Source organism: Arthrobacter sp. StoSoilB19 (genome assembly GCF_019977275.1).
Lineage (GTDB): Bacteria > Actinomycetota > Actinomycetes > Actinomycetales > Micrococcaceae > Arthrobacter.
The window spans coordinates 1,300,208-1,320,423 of sequence record NZ_AP024650.1; the positions used below are offsets into that span (position 1 = coordinate 1,300,208).

Genomic DNA, 20,216 nt, shown 5'->3' on the forward strand with positions numbered 1-20,216 from the left:
CGGTCCTGTTTCGGAAGGCAGATTAATGTACCGAAAGAAAGTCCTCACTTCGTTGGCAGCGGCAGCCACGTTCAGCATGCTGCTGTCGGCCTGCGCCAACCAAGCAGGCCCCAGCAACACCGAGAGCTCCGGCTCGTCCAACAAAGTGAACATCCCCGCCATTTCGAAAGTGGACGTTCCCTCCGGCGCGGTCAAGCCCGCCGGCGACGGCAAGGCGACCTGCCCGGCCACCACCACGCTGGCCTACGCCGGCGCCCAGACCGGCCCCAACGCGCAGCTCGGCGTCAACATTTTCAACGGCATCCAGCTGGCCATCGACCAGCACAACAAGGCCAACCCGGGCTGCCAGGTGCAGTTCAAGAAGTTCGATACCGAAGGCGACCCCAACAAGGCCACCGGCCCCGTCACCCAGCTGGTGAGCGAGCCGGACATCCTGGGTGTGGTCGGCCTCCCGTTCTCGGGTGAGTCCAAAGCCACGGGCAACATCTTCGAGCAGAAGGGCCTGGTGCACATCACGCCGTCGGCCACCAACCCGGGCCTGACCAACAACGGCTGGACCACCTTCTTCCGGGGCCTCGGCAATGACGCCGTCCAGGGTCCGGCGGCCGCCAAGTTCCTCACCGGGAAGCTCGGCGCCAAGAAGGTCTACCTGGTCCAGGATGATTCCGACTACGGCATCGGCCTGGGAACCTCCACCTCTGCCGGCCTGGGCAGCGCACTGGCGGGGACGGAAAAGGTGACCACCGGGCAGAAGGACTTCTCGGCAGTCATTTCCAAGATCATGAACGCCAAGGCGGACGCCGTCTTCTACGCCGGCTACTACGCAGAGGGCGCCCCGTTCGACCAGCAGCTGGTCGGCAAGGGGTTCACGGGAACGTTCGTGGCACCGGATGGCGTCAAGGATGACCAGTTCATCAAGCAGGCAGGCGATGCTTCCAACAACGCCTACTTCACCTGCCCCTGCATCCCCGGTGAGCTGATTCCTGATTTTGCATCGGCTTACAAGGACATCGCCAAGGGTGCAGAACCCGGTACGTACTCTATCGAGGGCTACGACGCCGCAACCGTGCTCCTGTCCGGGATCGACGCCGGCAAGCAGAACCGCGCCGACCTGCTTGCCTGGGTCAAGGCCTACGACAAGGACGGCCTGAGCAAGCACTACAAGTGGGATGCGAAGGGCGAGCTCCAGGCCCCGACCGTGTACGGCTACAAGGTGGAAAACGGGAAGATCGTTCCCATCGGCCCCATCGGGGAGTAGCAGCCCGGCGCAAGACAATGGCTGTGGGGGCCAGCATCAGCAGGCCCCCACAGCCTTTTCTTCGCTTGGCAGCAGCCCAGGACCAAACTACGTCAATAGACACAAGTCCCACGGCCGGGCCCACAAGGCCGCGTGCAACTGGATCAGGATGTTCCCATGCTTCCCTCTCTTGTCCCACTACTCCCGACTGAAAACGACTGGATCACCTTCGACATACCGTCCCTGGCCCAGAACTTCTGGAGTGCCACCTTTGACGGCCTCACCTTCGGGGCCATCTACGCGCTCGTAGCGCTGGGCTACACCCTGGTCTACGGCGTGCTGAACCTGATCAACTTCGCCCACTCGGAAGTGTTCATCGTCGGCTGCTACGCAGTCTTCTTCACCCTCAGCAGCCTGGGCTTCGGCCCCTCGGTTCCCCGGCTCGACATCTGGGCGATCATCCTGAACCTGTTGCTGGCGCTGGTTTTGGCCATGGTTGCCTCGGCCGTCACAGCCTTCCTGCTGGAACGCATCGCATACAAACCCCTTCGGCGACGCAACGCCCCCCGCCTGGTCTTCCTGATCACGGCCATTGGTGCTTCCTTCACCATCCAGTACCTGATCTACCTGTGGCGTGGTCCCAGCCCCGAGCTTGCCCTGACCATGTTCCGGCCCACCCCCATCTTCGACGTCTTCGGCACCATCATCGATTCCCAGCAGCTGGTGATCATCATCGCCGCGGTGATCATGATGGTGGGCATCGACAGGTTCATCAGCAAGTCCCGCACCGGCCGCGGCATCCGGGCCGTTGCCCAGGATCCTGATACCGCAACATTGATGGGCGTCAACAAAGAGCGCATCATTATTACCACCTTCGTCATCGGAGGCCTGCTCGCAGGAGCCGCCGCCTTGTTCTATGTCATGAAAATCCCGTCCGGTGTCCAGTACAGCGGCGGATTCGTCCTGGGCATCAAGGCCTTCGCGGCCGCTGTGCTCGGCGGCATCGGCAACGTCCGCGGCGCCCTGCTGGGCGGCCTGCTGCTCGGCCTGATCGGCAACTACGGCCAGATCCTGCTGGGCAACTCGCAGTGGACCGACGTCGTGGCCTTCGTGGTGCTGGTGCTCGTGCTGCTGCTGCGGCCCGAAGGCATCCTGGGAACCTCCCTTGGAAGGAGCAAAGCATGAGCATGACGGACGGCCCCACACCGCTGCAGACAGCGGCGGCCCAACAGGCAGCAGAGGACCGCGAAGCTTCCTCGAAGGCCGCAGGAAAGAGCGACCTCCGCCAGCGGGGCAGACGCAAGTCCGGGTACTTCTCCGACCGGTGGCACGCACTGTCCCGGCAACAGCAGTGGGCGTTCCTGATTATCGTCGTCGTCCTGGCCTACCTGCTCCCGCTGATGAACCCGCCCATCATCACCACCGAGCCCGGCAACAACTTCGCCCTGGCCTGCTTCGACATGGCCCGGTTCGCACTGATCGCCGTCGGCCTCAACGTGGTGGTGGGATACGCCGGCCTCCTGGACCTGGGATACGTCGCCTTCTTTGCCGTGGGCTCCTACTGCGCAGCAATGCTGACCAGTCCGGACTCGCCCTTCCTGCATATCCCATACCTGTGGACCATTCCGATCGCCATGGCCGTCACCATGTTCTTCGGCGTAGTGCTGGGCGTGCCCACCCTGCGCCTTCGAGGCGACTACCTGGCCATCGTGACGCTCGGATTCGGCGAAATCGTCCGCATCCTGGCCACGATCATCCCGGCAATGAAGGGCCAGGTGGGCTTCCAGAACGTTGGCCACCCGCCGGGTACCGAGGCTGACGGAACGCCCATCTTCTCCAACTCGAACGGCGTGCCCTGGTACTGGCTGACGTTGACCATCATCATCATCGTCACCCTCCTGGTAGGCAACCTGGAACGCAGCCGGGTTGGCCGCGCCTGGATCGCCATCCGTGAAGACGAGGACGCCGCCGAAATCATGGGCGTTCCCACCTTCAAATACAAGGTGTGGGCCTTCGCCATCGGCGCAGCGATCGGCGGACTATCCGGCGCCCTCTTCGCCGGGCAGGTGGGGTTCGTCAACAACCAGAAATTCGACGTCACCACGTCCATCCTGTTCCTCGCCGCCGTCGTGCTTGGCGGAGCGGGCAACAAGGTTGGTGCCATCCTTGGCGGCGCCCTGGTCAGCTACATCCCGCTGAGGTTCACGGCCATTGCCGAATACAAGTACCTGATCTTCGGCATTGCCCTGGTGCTGATCATGATCTTCCGTTCCCAGGGACTGCTCCCGGCACGGCAGCGGTTGCTCGCCTACGGACGGACTGCTCTGAACAAGGTGGTCACCCGCGAGGTCACCCAGCCCAAGGACACGGACAATCCACCAGCCGGTCCCGACACCCGGGCGGCCGGACAGAGAGGAGCGGAGGCATGAGCTCCGAGGAAAGGCACGGCGGCTCCAGCAGCGTGGAGGAACAGCCGGCAAGTGATGGCTCCGCGGCTGTTGCGCCCGAGATCGACATCGAAGCCCTGGCAGAGGCCGGCGTGGACCCGGAACTTGCCGAGAAGGTGGCCCCGGACCGCGACATCGCGGTCAAGGTGGGCGACAACATCGTGGAAGTCCAGAACCTGACCATCAAGTTCGGCGGCCTCGTGGCGCTGGACAACATCAGCTTCAACATCAAGCGGGGCGAGATCCTGGGCCTCATCGGGCCCAACGGCGCCGGCAAGACCACCTGCTTCAACGCGATGACCGGCGTTTACAAGCCCACCAGCGGGAAGGTGGTGCTGGAAGGCCAGGTCCTGAACGGCATCAAGCAGCACAAGATCACCCGCCTGGGCCTGTCCCGCACCTTCCAGAACATCCGCCTGTTCGGTGAGATGACCGCCCTCGAAAACGTGGTGGTGGGCCTGGACGCCCGGCACCGGACCAGCGTCGGCGGGGCGCTGCTGCGCCTGCCCACCCACATCAGGGAGGAGAAGTCCGCCATCGAACGGGGCATGGCCCTGCTGGACTTCGTTGGCATCGGCAGCCACGCGCATGTCCTGTCCCGGCAACTGCCGTACGGCTACCAGCGCCGCCTGGAGATTGCCCGGGCCCTGGCAACCGATCCGAAGGTCCTGTGCCTCGACGAGCCTGCGGCCGGATTCAATCCTGCCGAAAAGGAAGAACTGATGGCGCTCATCCGCACCATCAGGGATGAGGGCTACACCGTGCTGCTGATTGAGCACGACATGAAGCTCGTGATGGGCGTGACGGACCGGATCGTCGTGCTGGAATTCGGGAAGAAGATTGCGGATGGACTGCCGCGCGAGATCCGCGAGGACCCGCGCGTTATTGCCGCCTACCTAGGAGAGCCCGAAGATGACGTTGCTTGAACTTAAGGACGTTTCCGTGCACTACGGCCGCATCCAGGCCCTGCGGAACATCTCCTTCACCGTGGATGAAGGTGAAGTCGTGGCGCTGATCGGCGCCAACGGTGCCGGCAAAACCACCACGATGCGGACAATCTCCGGGTTGCTGAACTGCTCGGAAGGCCGGATCATGTTCGCCGGCCAGGACATCACCAAGATGAAGGCCCATATCCGGGTGGTCCACGGAATCTCCCAGGCCCCCGAAGGCCGCGGTATCTTCCCGGGCATGACCGTCATGGAAAACCTCGATATGGGCACTTTCGGACGCAAGGACAGAAGCGGGGTGGGGAAGGACCTGGACCGCGTGTTCGACCTGTTTCCCCGCCTGAAGGAGCGGGAAAAGCAGTACGGGGGCACCATGTCCGGCGGCGAGCAGCAGATGCTGGCCATTGGGCGGGCCCTGATGTCCAACCCGAAGCTGCTGCTCCTGGACGAGCCCTCCATGGGCCTGGCACCACAGTTCATCCGCCAGATTTTCAAGATCATCAAGGAAATCAACAACCAGGGCACCACCGTCCTGATGGTGGAACAGAACGCCAACCAGGCCCTGGCCGGGGCACACCGCGCCTTCGTGCTGGAGACCGGGGAGATCACCCACAGCGGAACAGGAAAGCAGTTGCTGGACGACCCGTCCATCAAGGAGGCCTACCTGGGGGTGGGGTAGTTCGCCGCACGGGGCCCGGTGCCTGGAAAGGTGCAACGGTCACGGTTCGGTTGCAACCGGGCCCCAAGGGAACTTTCCCTGCTGCCTCCGCGTGGGAATTGGTAGCGTAACAAAAAGCTCATCACCCACATCCACATGGAGGAATCCCGCAATGGCACTTGGCGGCAACCCGATCTTCAACGGAAAGAATTTCCGTGGAGCCACCCAGGCACCGCCTGTCCCGCAGGCTCCCTACGGCGCTCCCTACGGCCAGCAGCCCTATGGCGGCCAGGCACCGTACGGCCGCCAGCCCTACGGCCAGCAGGGCTGGGGCACGCAACCCCAGAGCATGACCGACGAGCAGCTGCGGCAGATGTACAGCCAGCCCTCGGCCGGCCCCGCAGACACCGGCAGGATGACGTTCGACGACGTCATCATGAAGACCGCGGCCTGCCTCGGCGCCGTGCTGGTGGGCGCAGCCATCACCCTCACGGTGGGCCTGCCGCTGGCGTCAATGCTGATGATTGTCGGCGCCCTGGGCGGGTTCGTGCTGGCCCTGGTCAACACCTTCAAGAAGCAGCCTTCGCCGGCACTGATCCTTGCGTACGCGGCGCTGGAGGGCCTCTTCCTCGGCGGACTCACCAGGATCCTTGACACCCAATTCCCCGGTGTGGGGCTGCAGGCGGTCATCGGTAGCCTGTCCGTATTCGCCGTGACCCTGGTGCTCTTCAAGAGCGGCAAGGTCCGGGCCACCCCCAAGGCCATGCGGTTCTTCATGATCGCCATCATCGGCTACGCCGTGTTTGCCCTGGTCAACATGGTGCTGATGTGGACCGGCGCCCTGCAGCAGCCCTTCGGCCTGCGCAGCGTCGAGATCTTCGGGATCCCGCTGGGCGTCTTCATCGGCCTGCTCGCCATCGGCCTCGCCGCCTTCTCGCTGATCATGGACTTCACCAGCATCGAGGAAGGGGTCCGCAGCGGAGCCCCGCAGCGCTTCTCCTGGACCGCTGCCTTCGGGCTGACCGTCACCCTCGTCTGGCTCTATGTGGAGATCATCCGCCTGCTGGCCATCCTGCGCGGCGACGACTAGGCACCCGGCCAGCTTCCGCCGTCGTAAACCAAAAACCGTGGGCTCCACCAGACTGGTGGGGCTTACGGCCGTTAAGGGCTGACGGCATCAGGCTGCCGCGGCGTCCCTAGGCAATGCGCATGGCGCCGGCGGCAGGGGAAACGGTAAAGATGTCCGGCGCCTTGAAGCCGGCGTCGGCAAAAGCCTGGGTGACGGCGGCGCGCACCTTCTGCTCGGCGTCCACCGGGGTCAGCGCAATCGCAGCTCCGCCAAAGCCGCCCCCGGTCATGCGGGCACCAATGGCCCCATGGGCCCGCGAGGTGTCCACGGCCAAGTCCAATTCCGGGCAGGAAATTTCAAAATCATCGCGCATGGAGGCATGGCTGGCGTCCAGCAGGGGACCGATGGCGCTGGGACCGGGGCCGCCCAGAAGCTCCACGGCCTGGAGCACGCGGTCATTTTCGGTGACAACGTGCCGCACCCGGCGGAACGTCACCTCATCCAGCAGGCCGCTTGCCTCCTCAAGGTCAGCCACCTCGACGTCCCGCAGTGCCTTAACCCCCAGCACTTCCGCCCCAAGCTCGCAGGATTCCCGGCGTGACGCATAGCCCCCGTCGGCGTGGGAGTGCGACACCTTGGTGTCAATCACCAGGAGCACCAGGCCTGCGGGTTCGGTCTCGAAAGGAACCAGGCTTGCCTTCTGGTCCCGGCAGTCCAGGAAGACGGCGTGGCCCTTCGAGCCGCGAAGGGAAGCTGACTGGTCCATGATCCCGGTGGGCGCACCCACGAAGTCGTTCTCCGCACGCTGGGTTGCCAGCACCATGTCCTGGGCCGACAGCCCGGCACCCGTGAGGTCGTTGAGCGCCGTGACGACGGCGCATTCGATGGCGTGCGACGACGACAGGCCGGCACCGAGCGGGACGTTCGAGTCCAGGAGCAGGTCCAGCCCGGGAACGGTGATGCCCCGCTCCCGGAGGGCCCACATGACGCCGAGGGGGTACTTGGTCCAGCCCTTCGCTGTTCCCGGCCGCAGGGTGCCGAGGGTGGTGGTGACCACGCCCTGGTCGCCGTACGTGGACAGGAGCCGCACGGTTGAATCCGGGCGGGCCGCGATGGCCACCCGGGCGGTGCGGTCGATGGCGAAGGGGAGGACGAAGCCCTCGTTGTAGTCGGTATGTTCGCCGATGAGGTTAACCCGGCCCGGTGCCTGCCAGATGCCGTCGGGAGCGCCTCCGAACTCGAGTTCAAAGCGGGCGCCGAGACTTTGGGCGGCGGGTGCGGATGCGGGCGCGGCCTTGGCCGGATCCTGGGTGCTCACGCGGAAGCTCCTTCCGGGGTGGCCGCCATGGCGGCGGCAGGCACGGACGACGGCGGGACCGCAACACTGCGCAGCCGTTCCGCCACAATTTCGGGGGTGGTGTCGTTGATGAAAGCGCCCATGGCCGCTTCGGAGCCGGCCAGGTACTTCAGCTTATCGGCCGCCCTGCGCGGGGAGGTGAGCTGAAGATGGAGGTAGCCCGCCGGCCGGAGGAAGTCATCCAGCGGCGCCTGGTGCCAGGCGGAGATGTAGGGAGTGGGCGTGGGGTACAGGGCATCCACCCGCTTGAGCAGGTCGAGGTAGACGTGTGCCAGCTCGTCCTTTTCCTCTCCGCCCAGTGCAGCCAGGTCCGGCACCCGGCGGTGGGGGACGAGGTGGATCTCCAGCGGCCAACGGGCCGCGAAGGGCACATAGGCGCTGAAATGCGTGCCTTCGAGGACCATTCTGCTGCCGTCTTCCCGTTCGGCCCGCAGCAGGGAACCGGTCAGGGTGTCCCTGCCGTCCTGCGCGTCGTAGTACTTCCGGGCGGCCGCCCCCAGGGTGCCGGCCCGCGGGGTGATGTAGGGGTAGGCATAGATCTGCCCGTGTGGGTGATGCAGTGTCACGCCGATGTCCGCGCCGCGGTTTTCGAACGGGAACACCTGCTTGACGCCGGCCATGGCGCTCAAGGCAGCGGTACGCTGCGCCCAGGCCTCGATCACCGTGCGGGACCGCTCCCCGCTGAGGCCGCTGAAGGACCCGGTGTGGTCGGGGGTGAACGACACTACTTCGCAGCGGCCGTACGCCGGGCCTTTCGTTCCCCATGCGGCGTTGTCAGGCACGGGCCCCAGGGCCGGTCCCAGCGAGGGGAACCGGTTTTCGAAGACCACAACGTCGTAATCCGGGGCAGGGATCTCGGAAGCGTTGGCGGCCGTGGTGGGGCAGATGGGGCACTGGTCTGCCGGCGGCAGGTGGGTGCGGGCCTGACGGTGCGCGGCGACGGCCACCCATTCGTCCGTCAGGGCATCGAAGCGCACCTCGCCCGGCTCCCCGCGAGGGGGCAGGCCGCGGTGGTCGGTGGTGAGGTGTCCGGCGCGTGACGTGCTGGTGCTGTCATCGTCGAAGTAGATCAGCTCCCGCCCATCGGAGAGTCTGGTACTGGTAATCCCTGTCATACAAAAAGTCTTGCACAAACGATCAAGAATGAATAGTTAACAACAAAAAGTAACAAAGGGGGATGGAAGGGCCTTTCGTGCCATGTACGGTAATGCCCATGACAGCCTCTTCCGAACACGGAACCTCCACCCGCTCATCCGCCCTGTCCTGCGCCACCGGCCGGCAATACGAGCTTCGCCGGGGCGACGCCGTCGCCGTGGTCACGGAGCTCGCTGCCGGGCTCCGCTCCTTCAGCCGGGGCGGGGTCCTGCTGACCGAAACCTACGGCGATGATCAGATCGCCCCCGGTGGGGCAGGCATCACCCTGGCACCCTGGGCCAACAGGGTGGAGGACGGGGTCTGGTTCCTCGACGGCCGGAAGCAGCAGCTGGACATCACCGAAGTGTCCCGCAACAACGCCAGCCATGGCCTGCTTCGGAATACCGGCTACGCGGCGGTTGCGGAGTCGCAGGACGCCGTGGCACTGGAGGCCACAGTTTTCCCGCAGCACGGCTATCCGTTCCTGGTGCGCCACAGGGTGGAGTACCGGCTTTCGGAAGACCTGGGGCTGCAGGTCAGGCAGACCCTCACGAACGACTCGGCGGCGGCCGCCCCATTCGTTCTGGGCGCCCACCCCTACCTGCGGCTTGGTGACACCCCGGTTGAGGAACTGCAGCTGACCGTTGCCGCCGGCACCCAACTGGTGACCGATGAGCGATTGATTCCCCGCAGTTCGGCCCCTGTCGCCGGGGATGTGGATTTTCGGTCCGGGCGGCACATCGCGGACCTGGCGGTGGACGTGGCCCTGACGGACCTCAGCTTCGAAGGGGGCAAGGCGCGGCACACCCTCGCGGCGTCCGACGGCGGGGAGGTGTCGCTGTGGCAGGACGAGGCCTGCCGCTACGTCCACATCTTCGTGAGCACGGTGTACCCGGGCCGTAGCCGTGCAGTGGCGGTGGAGCCCATGACCGGACCGGCCAACGCGTTCAACTCCGGCGACGGTCTCCGGTGGCTGGCTCCGGGGGAGTCCTTCAGCATGCAATGGGGCATCGACTACAAGCCCGGCGCGGCGGGGGAGTAGTTTCCCATCGGGCCGCAGCTGGGGAAGTATTGGCATATGACGCCTAACGAGGACGACGTTACCCTGGCCCGCCCGGTTTCAGCGCCGGCGCCCGCCTCCGCTGCGCCGCTGCGGGTCCTGACGGACCGTGAGCTGGACAAGGACATACCCTACGGCATCCGCATAGCGGCGTCCTGGTCGTGGCGGCTGGGCCTGATTCTCCTGATGGTGGGGACGCTGGTCTGGCTGCTCAGCCACATCACCCTCCTGATCATCCCGATTATGGTGGCCGCCCTCCTCGCCGGTCTCCTGAGCCCGGTCACGGTGTGGCTGAAGCGGCACGGGCTGCCTGCTGGGCTAGCCGTAGCCGTGACGGTCCTCGGGTTCATCGGTGTCATTGTCGGTGCCCTGGCCCTGGTGGGCAGGCAATTGGCGGTGGGATTCGGCGAGCTCTATTCCCAGGCCCTTGAAGGCGTCCGGCAGGTCCAGGACTGGCTCTCTGCCGGCCCCCTGCACCTCACGGCCGCCCAGATCGACCAGTACATCAAGGAAGCCACCGACGCGCTGCAGAACAACAGCAGCAGCATCCTCAGCGGCGCCCTGTCCTTCGGCAGCACCGCGGGGCACTTCGCTGCCGGCATGCTGCTGTCGCTGTTCATCCTGATCTTCTTCCTCCTGGAAGGTGACCGGATCTGGGCGTTCCTGGTTAAGATGCTTCCGCGCAAAGCCCGGGCCGCCACCTTCGGCGCCGGCCGCAGGGGCTGGGCGTCCATGGTCAGCTACGCGCGCATCCAGATGTTCGTCGCAGCAGTGGACGCGCTCGGCATTGGCGTGGGCGCCGCCATTATCGGAGTCCCGCTTGCGCTTCCACTGGGCGTGCTTGTCTTCCTCGGCTCCTTCATTCCGGTGGTGGGCGCCCTGTTGACCGGTATCGTGGCCATCCTGCTGGCGCTGGTGGCCAACGGCCCCATCAACGCCCTGATCATGCTGGCCATCGTCCTGCTGGTCCAGCAGCTTGAGGGCCACATCCTGCAGCCCCTGGTCATGGGCAAGGCAGTCTCGCTGCACCCGGTGGCTGTGATCCTCAGCGTTGCGGCCGGTTCCTACCTTGCCGGCATCCCCGGAGCGCTGTTCTCGGTACCCATCCTGGCCGTAGCAAATTCGGCTGTTCGCTACATCGCCGCAAGAACGTGGGAACATGAACAGGTGCCGGTAATTGCCGGGAAGCCCATCACGGCCGGAGCAGGCGGGGACAACACCATCAAGGACGTTGAACCGCCGTCTGTACCTGGCGCGGGGAAGGACACGGCGTCCGGCACTCCAGCCGAACACCGCGATGCCCGTGATTCCTCCCCGGAAGGCACCGGGGCAGAACCCAGAGGAGAGTAGTCCGTGAAGATCCTTGAAACCCTTCCCGTCACACTGGACGATGTCCTTGAGGCGCAGAAGCTGCTTGACGGGATTATCGCGCGCACTCCCGTGGAATCGTCGCGGGCGCTGGGGACCATGGTAGGCGGCGACGTCTATTTCAAATGCGAAAACCTGCAGCGCGCCGGCTCGTTCAAGGTCCGCGGGGCCTACGTCCGGATGGCGCGGCTCTCCCCGGACGAGAAAAAGCGGGGAGTGGTGGCAGCCTCCGCCGGCAACCACGCCCAGGGCGTTGCCGTCGCCGCCAAGAGCCTGGGCATCAAGGCCCGGATCTACATGCCGCTGGGCGTGGCACTGCCCAAGCTCGCCGCCACCCGCAGCCATGGCGCCGAAGTGGTCCTGCACGGGCACAACGTGGACGAGGCGCTCGCCGAAGCCCAGCGCTACAGCAACGAAACGGGCATGGTCTTCGTCCACCCGTTTGACAATGTGGACGTGGTGGCCGGCCAGGGCACCGTGGGCCTGGAAATCCTCGAGCAGGTCCCCAACGTTGACACAATCCTCATGGGTGTGGGCGGCGGTGGGCTCCTGGCAGGGGTCGCCGTCGCCATCAAGGCCCGCGCCAGGGAACTGGGCCGGGAGATCCGCATCATTGGCGTCCAGGCGGAAAACGCCGCCGCCTACCCGCCCTCGCTGGCCGCCGACGCGCTGGTGCCGCTGAAGAAGGTTTCCACCATGGCGGACGGCATCGCCGTGGGGCGTCCGGGGCAGCTGCCCTTCAGCATCATCCGCGAGCTGGTGGATGATGTGGTCACCGTCAGTGAAGACTCCCTGGCCCGCGCCCTGATCTTCCTGCTGGAACGGGCCAAGATGGTGGTTGAACCTGCAGGGGCGGTGGGCGTTGCAGCCCTCATGGACGGCAAGATCGAGAACCCGGGAACCACCGTGGCCGTGCTCTCCGGCGGAAACATCGACCCCATGCTGATGCTCAAGGTGATCCAGCGCGGCCTCTCCGCCGCAGGCCGCTACATGACGGTGCGGATGATGCTTGATGACCGCCCCGGCTCACTGGCAACCATTGCCCGCATCATTGCCGAAAACGATGCCAACGTCACCGGCCTGGACCACACGCGGGTGGGAGGCTCCATCAGCATGGGCGACGTCTCCATCACCGTGAACCTGGAAACCAAGGGCCACCAGCACGGTGAGCAGGTCCTCAGCGCACTCCGTGCCGAGGGTTTCCAGCCGATCGTCGTGCACTAGGAACGGGCCTTGGCAGGACTGACGGGCAACGGACGCCTCCCCGGGCGGCAGGCCATCGCGTCGCGCGCGAAGGGCGGGTTGGTGGTGCTGGGCGGCTTTGTGGCTGTGCTGTTCGCCATTGAAGTGGTCAACACACTGATGATGGGGGCCCTCACCCGGACCTTCGGCCTGCGGCCCAGGAGTGCCGACGGGCTGCTGGACATCTTCACCTTCCCGCTCCTGCATGCCAACCTGAACCATCTGCTTTCCAACAGCCTGCCCCTGGTCGTCTTCGGCTTCCTGGTGTTCCTCTCCGGTTTGCGCGTGTTCCTCACCGCCCTTGCCTTCAGCTGGCTCGGCAGCGGGCTGACGGTGTGGCTGATCGGGAACGGCATCACCGTGGGCGCTTCAGGCCTGGTGTTCGGGCTCTTTGCGTTCCTGCTGGTCAGGGGGTTCTTCAACCGCAGTTGGCGCCAGGTCCTGCTTGCAGTGGTCCTTTTCATGGGCTACGGCAGCATCCTCCTGGGCGCCCTGCCGTTCGTGTCCGGATACGTGAGCTGGCAGGCGCACCTTGGCGGGGCCGCCGGCGGCGTGGTGGCGGCGCTGCTGCTTCGTCCGCGCGCGCCTGGGATGCCGGCGAAGTCATAGCAGCCGGCCTGAAGTAGGCCCGCCACAAGGCCTTAACGGAAAGCGGTGGCCGTCCCCTGGGGGGACGGCCACCGCTTCCCGGTTTCGCACTGTCCTGTTACGGAGCACTGCGCGTACAAGCTATGCGCGGAGCTAGCCGGCGTAGGGCTTGGCGGAGAGGATCTCCACCTTGATGTCCTTGCCGTTGGGCGCCACGTAGCTGAGGGTCTCGCCCTCCTTGTGGCCCAGGATGGCAGCGCCAAGCGGCGACTTTTCACTGAAGACATCCAGGTCTGAGTCGCCCGCGATCTCACGTGAGCCCAGCAGGAAGGTCTCCTCGTCGCCCGCGATCCTGGCCACCACGATCATGCCGGGCTCCACGATGCCGTCATCGGCAGGCGATTCACCCACATGGGCATCCCGGAGCAGTGCCGTCAGCTGGCGGATGCGGGCCTCAATCTTGCCCTGCTCCTCCTTGGCCGCGTGGTAGCCCCCGTTTTCCTTGAGGTCCCCCTCTTGCCGCGCTGCTTCAATCTTCTGGACGATCTCCGCCCGGCCAGCGCCGGAAAGGTGGTCCAGCTCTGCCTTCAGGCGGTCAAAAGCTTCCTGGGTGAGCCAGGCTGCAGATGCGCTGTTGGTGGTAGACACGGACTTCTCCTCTAGTGGTCCTACAATGCAAAAGACCCCGCCACGGTGGCCACTTGTGGAACAGCAACCAGCTCAGCGGGGTAAAGGTATCTCCCCATTGTAGTCAATCCTCTGGAGATAACCCAACAGGGAAGCGTTCCACGTCACACTGCTCAGGACGCCCCGGCTGGAATCCAGCAGCTGTCCACCACGCCCGATACCGACTCCGACTCCGTGCGCAACGTGACGCGCTGGGCCACCGTCCTGCCGCCGTCGGCCGTTCTATCCGCCACCGAAGGCGGGATGTCCACCACTTTCCAGCCCACAACAGCGAACTTGGAATCCAGTGCCTTCACGGCACATTTCACGGGCTTGCCCGGTTCCCGCGTCACCTGGAAGTCCACCTCGGCGAGCGTGGCATCGGTGGTGCTGTAACCCACGTCCTTGAACGTCACGCCGGAGAGCGAATTCGATGTGGTCACCCACGCCAGGAACCCGATTCCCGCGGCAAGCGCCAGGCCGATCGCGGCCCGGGTGGCCTTAGGGGAGAGCCGGCGCTTTTTAGCACCATACCGATTGGCTAGGCTAGTGTCTGCGGGCGCGGGGCGGGCCGGCTGGTCCGGGGAAGTCACCAGACCAGTTTAGTTCCCTTTCCGCCGGCGCTTTGCGGTGGCTGCAGCTGCCGGCGAGGCAGCGCACCCGCGACACCATCCGAAAGCTGCCACGAGCCGCAAAAGAAGAATTAGGAGCCGTCCCCTCCATGACAGCGTCCAGCAACTCCCAGGTGCCGCTGCGGCTGCTCGCGGTCCACGCCCACCCGGATGACGAATCAAGCAAGGGTGCTGCGACCATGGCCATGTATGCGGCTGCCGGTGTGGACGTGCTGGTGGCAACCTGCACCGACGGTTCCCGCGGCGACATCCAAAACCCTGCGGTGGAAGACGAACCCCACCCCAAGCGGGATATGGCCGGTGCCCGGAGGCTGGAGATGCAGCAGGCTGCCGCCATCCTCGGGATCCGCCAGCGGTGGCTTGGATTTGTGGACTCCGGCCTTCCCGAAGGCGACCCGCTGCCGCCGCTCCCCACCGGATCGTTCGCCACCCTGCCCCTGCACCAGGCCGCGGCGCCCCTGGTGCGGCTGGTGCGTTCCTTCAAGCCGCACGTCATCCTCAGCTATGACGAGAACGGCGGCTACCCGCACCCGGACCACATCATGGCGCACAGGGTGGCCGTGGAAGCCTTCGAGGCCGCAGGCGATCCCGAACGCTATCCGGAGGCGGGGGAGCCATGGGAGCCAGGCAAGCTCTATTACGACCGCGCCTTCAGCCCTGAGCGGTTCCGGGCGCTGCACTTTGCGCTGGAGGAGGCAGGGCTGCAGTCACCGTACGCCGAGCGCCTTGCCGCCTGGCTGGAGTCCGACGCCGAGGGGCACACCCCGCCGCCGGCCGCGCACCCCACCACCACCCAGATTGACTGCGGGGACTTTTTCGAAGTCCGCGACGATGCGCTGCGCGCGCACCGGACGCAGGTGGACCCGCTGGGGTTCTTCTTCGCCGTTTCGCCCGACATGCAGCGCCGGGTTTGGCCGTGGGAGGACTATTCGCTGATCCATTCCAGGGTGCCCTCCGAGCTCCCCGAGAAGGACCTGTTCGCCGGGCTAAGATAGACACGGCAGGCTATTTCTATCTTGCGTAGAAGACAGGCGCGGCGACGGCCGGTCCCGTCCGCTTCCTGCTGCATCCGCTCCACCAGAAGGTATTAACCGTGCAATCTCTGCTCCTCAGCCTCGCCACTACGCCGACCCCGCTGCCTACTCCGACACTGCGGGAGGGGATTTCCGAGGACCAGGTGACGCCGGGCCTGCTGGGGTTCATCATGACGGCGTTCTTCGTCGTGGCGACTGCCCTGCTCATTGTGGATATGGTGCGTCGGATCCGCAGGGTGCGCTACCGGGCCCAGGTGGAGGAAGAGCGCCTGGCCGCTGCAGCTGCCGCAGATGTTGACGCCGCGGACGTCCAGGACGGGCGCGACGGCGGGACGCCTCCGGAAGCTACCGATGCCAACGGAAACGGCACTGCCGGGGGACATCCGCAGCCGCGCGAATAGGGCTGTCCCTTCGGCCGGGCCGGCTCCGGAGTGAAGGGGTTCTAGTCGAGGACTGCCATGGCGATCGCCGCGAAGTGTGCCGCGAAGGCGAGCACGGTGAACGCATGGAATAGTTCGTGGAAGCCGAAGTGGTGGTAGCTGAAATTGGGCTTCTTCAGCGCGTAGAAAATTGCGCCCGCGATATAGAGGACGCCGCCCACGCAGATCAGCACGGCCGCCGGGATGCTTGCCTGGAAGAACTGCGGCAGGTAGAACAGCGCGCCGCAGCCCAGTGCGATGTAGATGGGCACGTAGAGCCAGCGGGGGGCTTCAGTCCACAGCAACCGGAACAGCACGCCGAGGATGGCTCCGGACCAGATGACCCACAGGAGGATCACCGCCTGCTGGCGTTCCAGGAGAGTCCATGCCAGCGGCGTATAGGTGCCGGCGATCACCAGCATGATGTTGGTGTGGTCGAGCCGCTTCAAAACGAGCTTGACGCGCGGGGACCAGTTGCCGCGGTGGTAGACGGCGCTGACGCCGAAGAGCAAAACACCTGTGGCGGCGTAGATGGCGGACGTGATCCGGCGGTCCGTGGTGGGGGCAATGACAACCAGGATAATCCCGGCGGCAAGGGCGAGCGGGGCCGTGACCGTGTGGATCCACCCCCGCCACTTGGGCTTGATCATCAGTAGTTCCGCGAGGCGGACGGCGGCGTCATCCATGGCGCTGGGCCCTGGTTCCGCGGCGGTGTTCCGCTCCTCCGGCTGGGGGTCCCGGGAGGCGTGCGGAGAGTCGCTGTTCATGCCAACAGAATAACTTACGGGCCGGTAAGTTACCCGCGGGTAACATCCCTGCTTTGATGTTCCCGGGGTACTGGCCGTGCCAGCCGGCCACGGGCGGTAGCCTAGGATGTGGATGTACGTACGGCAGGAAAGTCAGGTGAGTGGACGCGTGGAGTTGCCCGGGTTCCTCTATGGCTATTACGAACGCCGGCTGCTTAGGGACCTTCCCCGCGACCGGATCCCCCGCCATATCGGCGTCATGGTGGACGGCAACCGCCGCTGGGCCAAGCAGTTCAACGCACCCACCAGCCAGGGCCACCAGGCCGGGGCGGACAAAATCCACGAATTCCTCGGCTGGTGCCAGGAACTCGGTGTAAAAGTGGTGACGCTCTACATGCTGTCCACGGACAACATGAACCGCTCCAGCGAGGAACTGGACCTCCTGATGGGCATTATCGCCAACACCCTGGACCGGCTGGACGAGGACGCCAACATCTCGGTACACGCCATGGGCGCACCTGAACTGCTCCCGGACTACCTGGCCGAGCGCCTTAACAAGCTCACCGCCAGGACACCCGTCCGGGAAAAAATCCATGTCAACGTGGCGGTGGGCTACGGGGGCCGGCGTGAAATCGTCGACGCCGTCAGGGAACTCCTGCACGACGCCGTCGCCAAGGGCATGGACATCTCCAAGCTTGCCGATGACCTGTGCGTTGATGACATCTCACGCTTCCTGTACACGCGCGGACAGCCGGATCCGGACCTGGTGATCAGGACGTCGGGGGAGCAGCGGCTATCCGGCTTCCTCATGTGGCAGAGCGCCTACAGCGAGTTCTACTTTTGCGAGGCCCTCTGGCCTGCTTTCCGCAAGGTGGATTTCCTGCGCGCCCTGCGCGACTACGCCGGCCGCCAGCGGCGCTTTGGCACCTGAAACCCCCGGTTCATAACAAGTTCACACACCTGCGAGAGAAATCGCCGCGTAATGGTTGCGGAAATTACCCCGGGTGGATTTACGTTATATCCATCAGCAGGCAAAACCGCCGGCTGATCGGGGAGGCCAGTACATGGAGCGAAACATCGCACCGGTTGTATGGGAGGCCGGACCCGGCCTCTTGGCCGAGCCGCCTCACCAATAACAATTCCGGGCTGGCGCCCGGGGCTGGAGTCGATGTGGCTACTTCTGAACAACTGCCCGAGGTCCTGTTTGGACTGGGTGGAAAAGCTACCTCTCGCGCCGAGCGAGCTACCTCTGAAACCGGCGCAGCAACTGATGCTGCGGCCGGTTTTGCTGTCTCCGGAAGGGAAGCCGACATCCACACCTTCGTCATCGACACCTCCGTCCTCCTCTCGGATCCGCGCGCACTCCTGCGGTTTGCCGAGCATGAGGTAGTGGTTCCCGTCGTGGTCATCACCGAACTCGAGGCCAAACGGCATGACCCCGAACTCGGCTACTTCGCACGGAAAGCCCTGCGGCTCCTGGACGACCTCCGGGTCAAGCACGGCGGCCTGAACCAGCCCCTTCCCATCGGCGACGAGGGCGGGACCCTGATGGTGGAACTCAACCACATCTCGTCCGAGGTGCTGCCGTTGGGCTTCCGCAGCGGGGACAACGACAGCCGCATCCTCGCCGTCGCCAAAAACCTTGCCAACGAAGGACGCAACGTTACCGTCGTGTCCAAAGACCTGCCCATGCGGGTCAAGGCGTCCGCCATGGGACTTACCGCCGACGAGTACCGCAACGAACTGGTCAAGGACTCCGGTTGGACGGGTGTTGCCGAAATCGAAGCGGACGAACAGGAGATTTCCACCCTGTACGGCCACGAGCCCGTCTTCATCCCCGCGGCCGCCGAGCTGCCCGTCAACACCGGGCTGGTCCTGCTGTCCAACCGCGGCTCCGCGCTCGGCCGGGTGGGCGCCGACAAGCAGGTGCGCCTGGTCAAGGGCGACCGCGACGTGTTCGGCCTCCACGGCCGGTCCGCCGAGCAGAGGCTGGCCATCGACATGCTGATGGATCCCGCCGTAGGCATCGTTTCCATTGGTGGCCGCGCCGGCACCGGCAAGTCTGCCCTTGCCCTCTGCGCCGGCCTCGAGGCGGTGCTGGAACGCCGCGAACACCGCAAAGTGATCGTCTTCCGGCCCCTTTACGCGGTTGGCGGACAGGAACTGGGCTACCTGCCAGGTTCGGAGTCCGAGAAAATGAACCCCTGGGCGCAGGCCGTGTTCGACACCCTCGGGGCCTTGGTCAGCCAGGAAGTAGTGGAGGAGGTCATGGACCGCGGCATGCTCGAGGTCATGCCCCTCACCCACATCCGCGGACGTTCCCTGCATGACGCCTTCGTGATCGTCGACGAAGCACAGTCCCTGGAAAAGAACGTGCTCCTGACGGTCATGAGCCGCATCGGCCAGAACTCCAAGATCGTCCTCACCCACGACGTCGCCCAGCGGGACAACCTGCGGGTCGGCCGCCACGACGGAATCGCCGCCGTCGTCGAAACCCTGAAAGGACACCCCCTCTTCGGCCACGTCACCCTGACCCGCTCCGAACGCTCGCCCATCGCCGCCCTGGTCACCGAACTTCTGGAAGGTTAGCGACACCTCGCCGAGGGCCGTGGCCGGGTTCGTCCCGCCACGGCCCTTTTCGTGCGTGGCAGTGGTTGGGTTCGCGGGGCCACGGCCCTTCTCCGTCGCTTAGACACAACGCATAGGGCCGTCTCCGGTCGCTGGGCGACCTCCGGCGGCCGATGCGTCGCGATGCGCTCCTACGAGAAGGACCGCAGCCCCGCTCGAGCGGGATCCCTACCGGAAGTGTTCAGAAGGCGCGCCCTGGCACACGTCCGGTTCGAGTCCTTCGTGGAGGAGCGCATCGCCGAACGGAGCAATGCGTCGGGAGGTGTCTAAGCGACGGCGAAGGACTCGGGGCGGACGAACCCTGCCACGGTAAGGCAATCAGGTGACCTTGAGGAACTTGGCCACAGCCTCGTGGCCCTCTACCTTCAGCTCCCAGTCGGGGCGCTTGAAGGTCTCCGGGGTGACGCGGACGTGCTGGAGTGTTTCGATTTTGGGGCCCCAGGCTTTGCGGGTGGTGCCGTTGAGTTCGTAGCCGAGGGAGCGGGACACGCCCAGGGAGGCGCTGTTCCAGATGGCTGCCTCGGATTCGGCGACTTCTGCCCCCAGCCGGTCAAAGGCCCAAAGGACAACGGCGGCACGCATCTCCTTGCCCAGGCCGCGGCCTTGAACGGACTGCTTGAGCCAGGATCCGGTGGTGACTGTCCTGAGGGCCGCGAAGTCCTTGGCTCCAACGTCCTGGCAGCCGGCGAACTGGCCTTCGTGCCAGATGCCGAGGAGCAGCGTCCAGCTTTCGGGCGTGCATTCGGCCCGGCAGCGCCAGTACCAGCGGGCCATGTTGGGGCCCAACTCCTCGTCGGGCAGCTCGGTCCAGGGAGTGCTGAAGGGGTTCCTGCCGGCGTCATGGATTCCGCCCCGGGCCGCCGCCACGGCCGCGGGGATGTCCTGGTCGGTGAGGGGGCGCAGCTCCAGCCGCGGCGTGGACAGCGTGAGGTCGAACAGCGGCCAGATGGAGCCCAGGGTAGTCATCCGCGAAGCCTAGCCGAT

The 20,216-nt window shown here is 65.4% G+C and carries 20 protein-coding genes; 14 read left to right on the top strand and 6 right to left on the bottom strand.

What is annotated here, in order from left to right; all coding sequences use genetic code 11:
• Positions 1-25: 25 nt before the first annotated feature.
• The 6 genes from LDO86_RS06050 (at position 26) to LDO86_RS06075 (ending at position 6,379) form a co-directional block, all read left to right on the top strand.
• Positions 26-1,258 (top strand): branched-chain amino acid ABC transporter substrate-binding protein, encoded by a 1,233-nt coding sequence (locus LDO86_RS06050; protein WP_018770193.1) that lies wholly within the window; start codon positions 26-28, stop codon positions 1,256-1,258.
• A 156-nt stretch (positions 1,259-1,414) separates the two neighbouring features.
• Positions 1,415-2,422 carry a branched-chain amino acid ABC transporter permease gene (locus LDO86_RS06055; protein ID WP_018770192.1) on the top strand — a complete coding sequence of 336 codons (1,008 nt, stop codon included), beginning with the start codon at positions 1,415-1,417 and terminating at the stop codon, positions 2,420-2,422.
• The gene (locus LDO86_RS06060; RefSeq protein ID WP_018770191.1) at positions 2,419-3,666 is read left to right on the top strand and encodes a branched-chain amino acid ABC transporter permease; all 1,248 of its coding nucleotides are present in this window, start codon (positions 2,419-2,421) and stop codon (positions 3,664-3,666) included. Before LDO86_RS06055 ends, LDO86_RS06060 begins: the two co-directional genes overlap by 4 nt.
• Positions 3,663-4,610, top strand: a complete 948-nt coding sequence (locus LDO86_RS06065; protein WP_018770190.1) for an ATP-binding cassette domain-containing protein — start codon at positions 3,663-3,665, stop codon at positions 4,608-4,610. The genes LDO86_RS06060 and LDO86_RS06065 overlap by 4 nt, the downstream gene beginning before the upstream one ends.
• Positions 4,597-5,310 carry an ABC transporter ATP-binding protein gene (locus LDO86_RS06070; RefSeq protein ID WP_018770189.1) on the top strand — a complete coding sequence of 238 codons (714 nt, stop codon included), beginning with the start codon at positions 4,597-4,599 and terminating at the stop codon, positions 5,308-5,310. Before LDO86_RS06065 ends, LDO86_RS06070 begins: the two co-directional genes overlap by 14 nt.
• 151 nt (positions 5,311-5,461) lie before the next feature.
• Positions 5,462-6,379 carry a Bax inhibitor-1/YccA family protein gene (locus LDO86_RS06075; protein ID WP_018770188.1) on the top strand — a complete coding sequence of 306 codons (918 nt, stop codon included), beginning with the start codon at positions 5,462-5,464 and terminating at the stop codon, positions 6,377-6,379.
• 106 nt (positions 6,380-6,485) lie between these two features.
• On the opposite strand, the gene galK is transcribed toward LDO86_RS06075, so the two are convergent.
• Complete coding sequence (gene galK / locus LDO86_RS06080; RefSeq protein ID WP_018770187.1) at positions 6,486-7,676, bottom strand: galactokinase; 1,191 nt, start codon at positions 7,674-7,676, stop codon at positions 6,486-6,488.
• Positions 7,673-8,830: a galactose-1-phosphate uridylyltransferase gene (gene galT / locus LDO86_RS06085; RefSeq protein ID WP_018770186.1), complete on the bottom strand. Its 1,158-nt coding sequence runs from the start codon at positions 8,828-8,830 to the stop codon at positions 7,673-7,675. The genes galK and galT overlap by 4 nt, the downstream gene beginning before the upstream one ends.
• A gap of 98 nt (positions 8,831-8,928) precedes the next feature.
• On the opposite strand from galT, the gene LDO86_RS06090 reads away from it, so the two are divergent.
• The 4 genes from LDO86_RS06090 to LDO86_RS06105 are packed head-to-tail and all read left to right on the top strand — an operon-like array spanning position 8,929 to position 13,128.
• Positions 8,929-9,891, top strand: a complete 963-nt coding sequence (locus LDO86_RS06090; protein ID WP_018770185.1) for an aldose 1-epimerase family protein — start codon at positions 8,929-8,931, stop codon at positions 9,889-9,891.
• 36 nt (positions 9,892-9,927) lie between these two features.
• Positions 9,928-11,259, top strand: a complete 1,332-nt coding sequence (locus LDO86_RS06095; protein WP_018770184.1) for an AI-2E family transporter — start codon at positions 9,928-9,930, stop codon at positions 11,257-11,259.
• 3 nt (positions 11,260-11,262) lie between these two features.
• On the top strand, positions 11,263-12,501 hold the full coding sequence (ilvA, locus tag LDO86_RS06100; protein ID WP_018770183.1) for a threonine ammonia-lyase: 1,239 nt from the start codon (positions 11,263-11,265) through the stop codon (positions 12,499-12,501).
• A gap of 9 nt (positions 12,502-12,510) precedes the next feature.
• Positions 12,511-13,128: a rhomboid family intramembrane serine protease gene (locus LDO86_RS06105; RefSeq protein WP_018770182.1), complete on the top strand. Its 618-nt coding sequence runs from the start codon at positions 12,511-12,513 to the stop codon at positions 13,126-13,128.
• Positions 13,129-13,260: 132 nt separating this feature from the next.
• Here the strand turns inward: LDO86_RS06105 and greA are convergent, their stop codons facing one another.
• Both greA and LDO86_RS06115 read right to left on the bottom strand, forming a co-directional pair.
• Entirely contained in the window at positions 13,261-13,755 is a 495-nt protein-coding gene (gene greA / locus LDO86_RS06110; protein ID WP_018770181.1) for a transcription elongation factor GreA, read from the bottom strand.
• A gap of 152 nt (positions 13,756-13,907) precedes the next feature.
• Positions 13,908-14,366, bottom strand: coding sequence for a DUF4307 domain-containing protein (locus tag LDO86_RS06115; RefSeq protein ID WP_026265918.1), 459 nt, complete (start codon positions 14,364-14,366; stop codon positions 13,908-13,910).
• Positions 14,367-14,494: 128 nt separating this feature from the next.
• Between LDO86_RS06115 and mca the strand changes: the two genes are divergently transcribed.
• The gene (gene mca, locus LDO86_RS06120) at positions 14,495-15,400 is read left to right on the top strand and encodes a mycothiol conjugate amidase Mca (protein ID WP_018770179.1); all 906 of its coding nucleotides are present in this window, start codon (positions 14,495-14,497) and stop codon (positions 15,398-15,400) included.
• 98 nt (positions 15,401-15,498) lie between these two features.
• The gene (locus tag LDO86_RS06125) at positions 15,499-15,840 is read left to right on the top strand and encodes a hypothetical protein (RefSeq protein ID WP_026265917.1); all 342 of its coding nucleotides are present in this window, start codon (positions 15,499-15,501) and stop codon (positions 15,838-15,840) included.
• Between the two features lie 41 nt (positions 15,841-15,881).
• Here LDO86_RS06125 and LDO86_RS06130 read toward each other — a convergent pair whose 3' ends face one another.
• Positions 15,882-16,544 carry a hemolysin III family protein gene (locus LDO86_RS06130; RefSeq protein WP_043425080.1) on the bottom strand — a complete coding sequence of 221 codons (663 nt, stop codon included), beginning with the start codon at positions 16,542-16,544 and terminating at the stop codon, positions 15,882-15,884.
• A 229-nt stretch (positions 16,545-16,773) separates the two neighbouring features.
• Between LDO86_RS06130 and LDO86_RS06135 the strand changes: the two genes are divergently transcribed.
• Both LDO86_RS06135 and LDO86_RS06140 read left to right on the top strand, forming a co-directional pair.
• Positions 16,774-17,535, top strand: a complete 762-nt coding sequence (locus tag LDO86_RS06135; protein WP_018770176.1) for an isoprenyl transferase — start codon at positions 16,774-16,776, stop codon at positions 17,533-17,535.
• 239 nt (positions 17,536-17,774) lie between these two features.
• Positions 17,775-19,193 (top strand): PhoH family protein, encoded by a 1,419-nt coding sequence (locus LDO86_RS06140; protein WP_018770175.1) that lies wholly within the window; start codon positions 17,775-17,777, stop codon positions 19,191-19,193.
• Between the two features lie 357 nt (positions 19,194-19,550).
• On the opposite strand, the gene LDO86_RS06145 is transcribed toward LDO86_RS06140, so the two are convergent.
• Positions 19,551-20,198, bottom strand: coding sequence for a GNAT family protein (locus tag LDO86_RS06145; RefSeq protein ID WP_018770173.1), 648 nt, complete (start codon positions 20,196-20,198; stop codon positions 19,551-19,553).
• Positions 20,199-20,216: the final 18 nt, after the last annotated feature.

Coding starts and splice junctions, on each gene's coding strand:
- LDO86_RS06050 (WP_018770193.1), top strand. CDS start 26: ATGTACCGAAAGAAAGTCCTCACTTCGTTGGCAGCGGCAGCCACGTTC.
- LDO86_RS06055 (WP_018770192.1), top strand. CDS start 1,415: ATGCTTCCCTCTCTTGTCCCACTACTCCCGACTGAAAACGACTGGATC.
- LDO86_RS06060 (WP_018770191.1), top strand. CDS start 2,419: ATGAGCATGACGGACGGCCCCACACCGCTGCAGACAGCGGCGGCCCAA.
- LDO86_RS06065 (WP_018770190.1), top strand. CDS start 3,663: ATGAGCTCCGAGGAAAGGCACGGCGGCTCCAGCAGCGTGGAGGAACAG.
- LDO86_RS06070 (WP_018770189.1), top strand. CDS start 4,597: ATGACGTTGCTTGAACTTAAGGACGTTTCCGTGCACTACGGCCGCATC.
- LDO86_RS06075 (WP_018770188.1), top strand. CDS start 5,462: ATGGCACTTGGCGGCAACCCGATCTTCAACGGAAAGAATTTCCGTGGA.
- galT (WP_018770186.1), bottom strand. CDS start 8,830: ATGACAGGGATTACCAGTACCAGACTCTCCGATGGGCGGGAGCTGATC.
- LDO86_RS06090 (WP_018770185.1), top strand. CDS start 8,929: ATGACAGCCTCTTCCGAACACGGAACCTCCACCCGCTCATCCGCCCTG.
- LDO86_RS06095 (WP_018770184.1), top strand. CDS start 9,928: ATGACGCCTAACGAGGACGACGTTACCCTGGCCCGCCCGGTTTCAGCG.
- mca (WP_018770179.1), top strand. CDS start 14,495: ATGACAGCGTCCAGCAACTCCCAGGTGCCGCTGCGGCTGCTCGCGGTC.
- LDO86_RS06130 (WP_043425080.1), bottom strand. CDS start 16,544: ATGGATGACGCCGCCGTCCGCCTCGCGGAACTACTGATGATCAAGCCC.
- LDO86_RS06145 (WP_018770173.1), bottom strand. CDS start 20,198: ATGACTACCCTGGGCTCCATCTGGCCGCTGTTCGACCTCACGCTGTCC.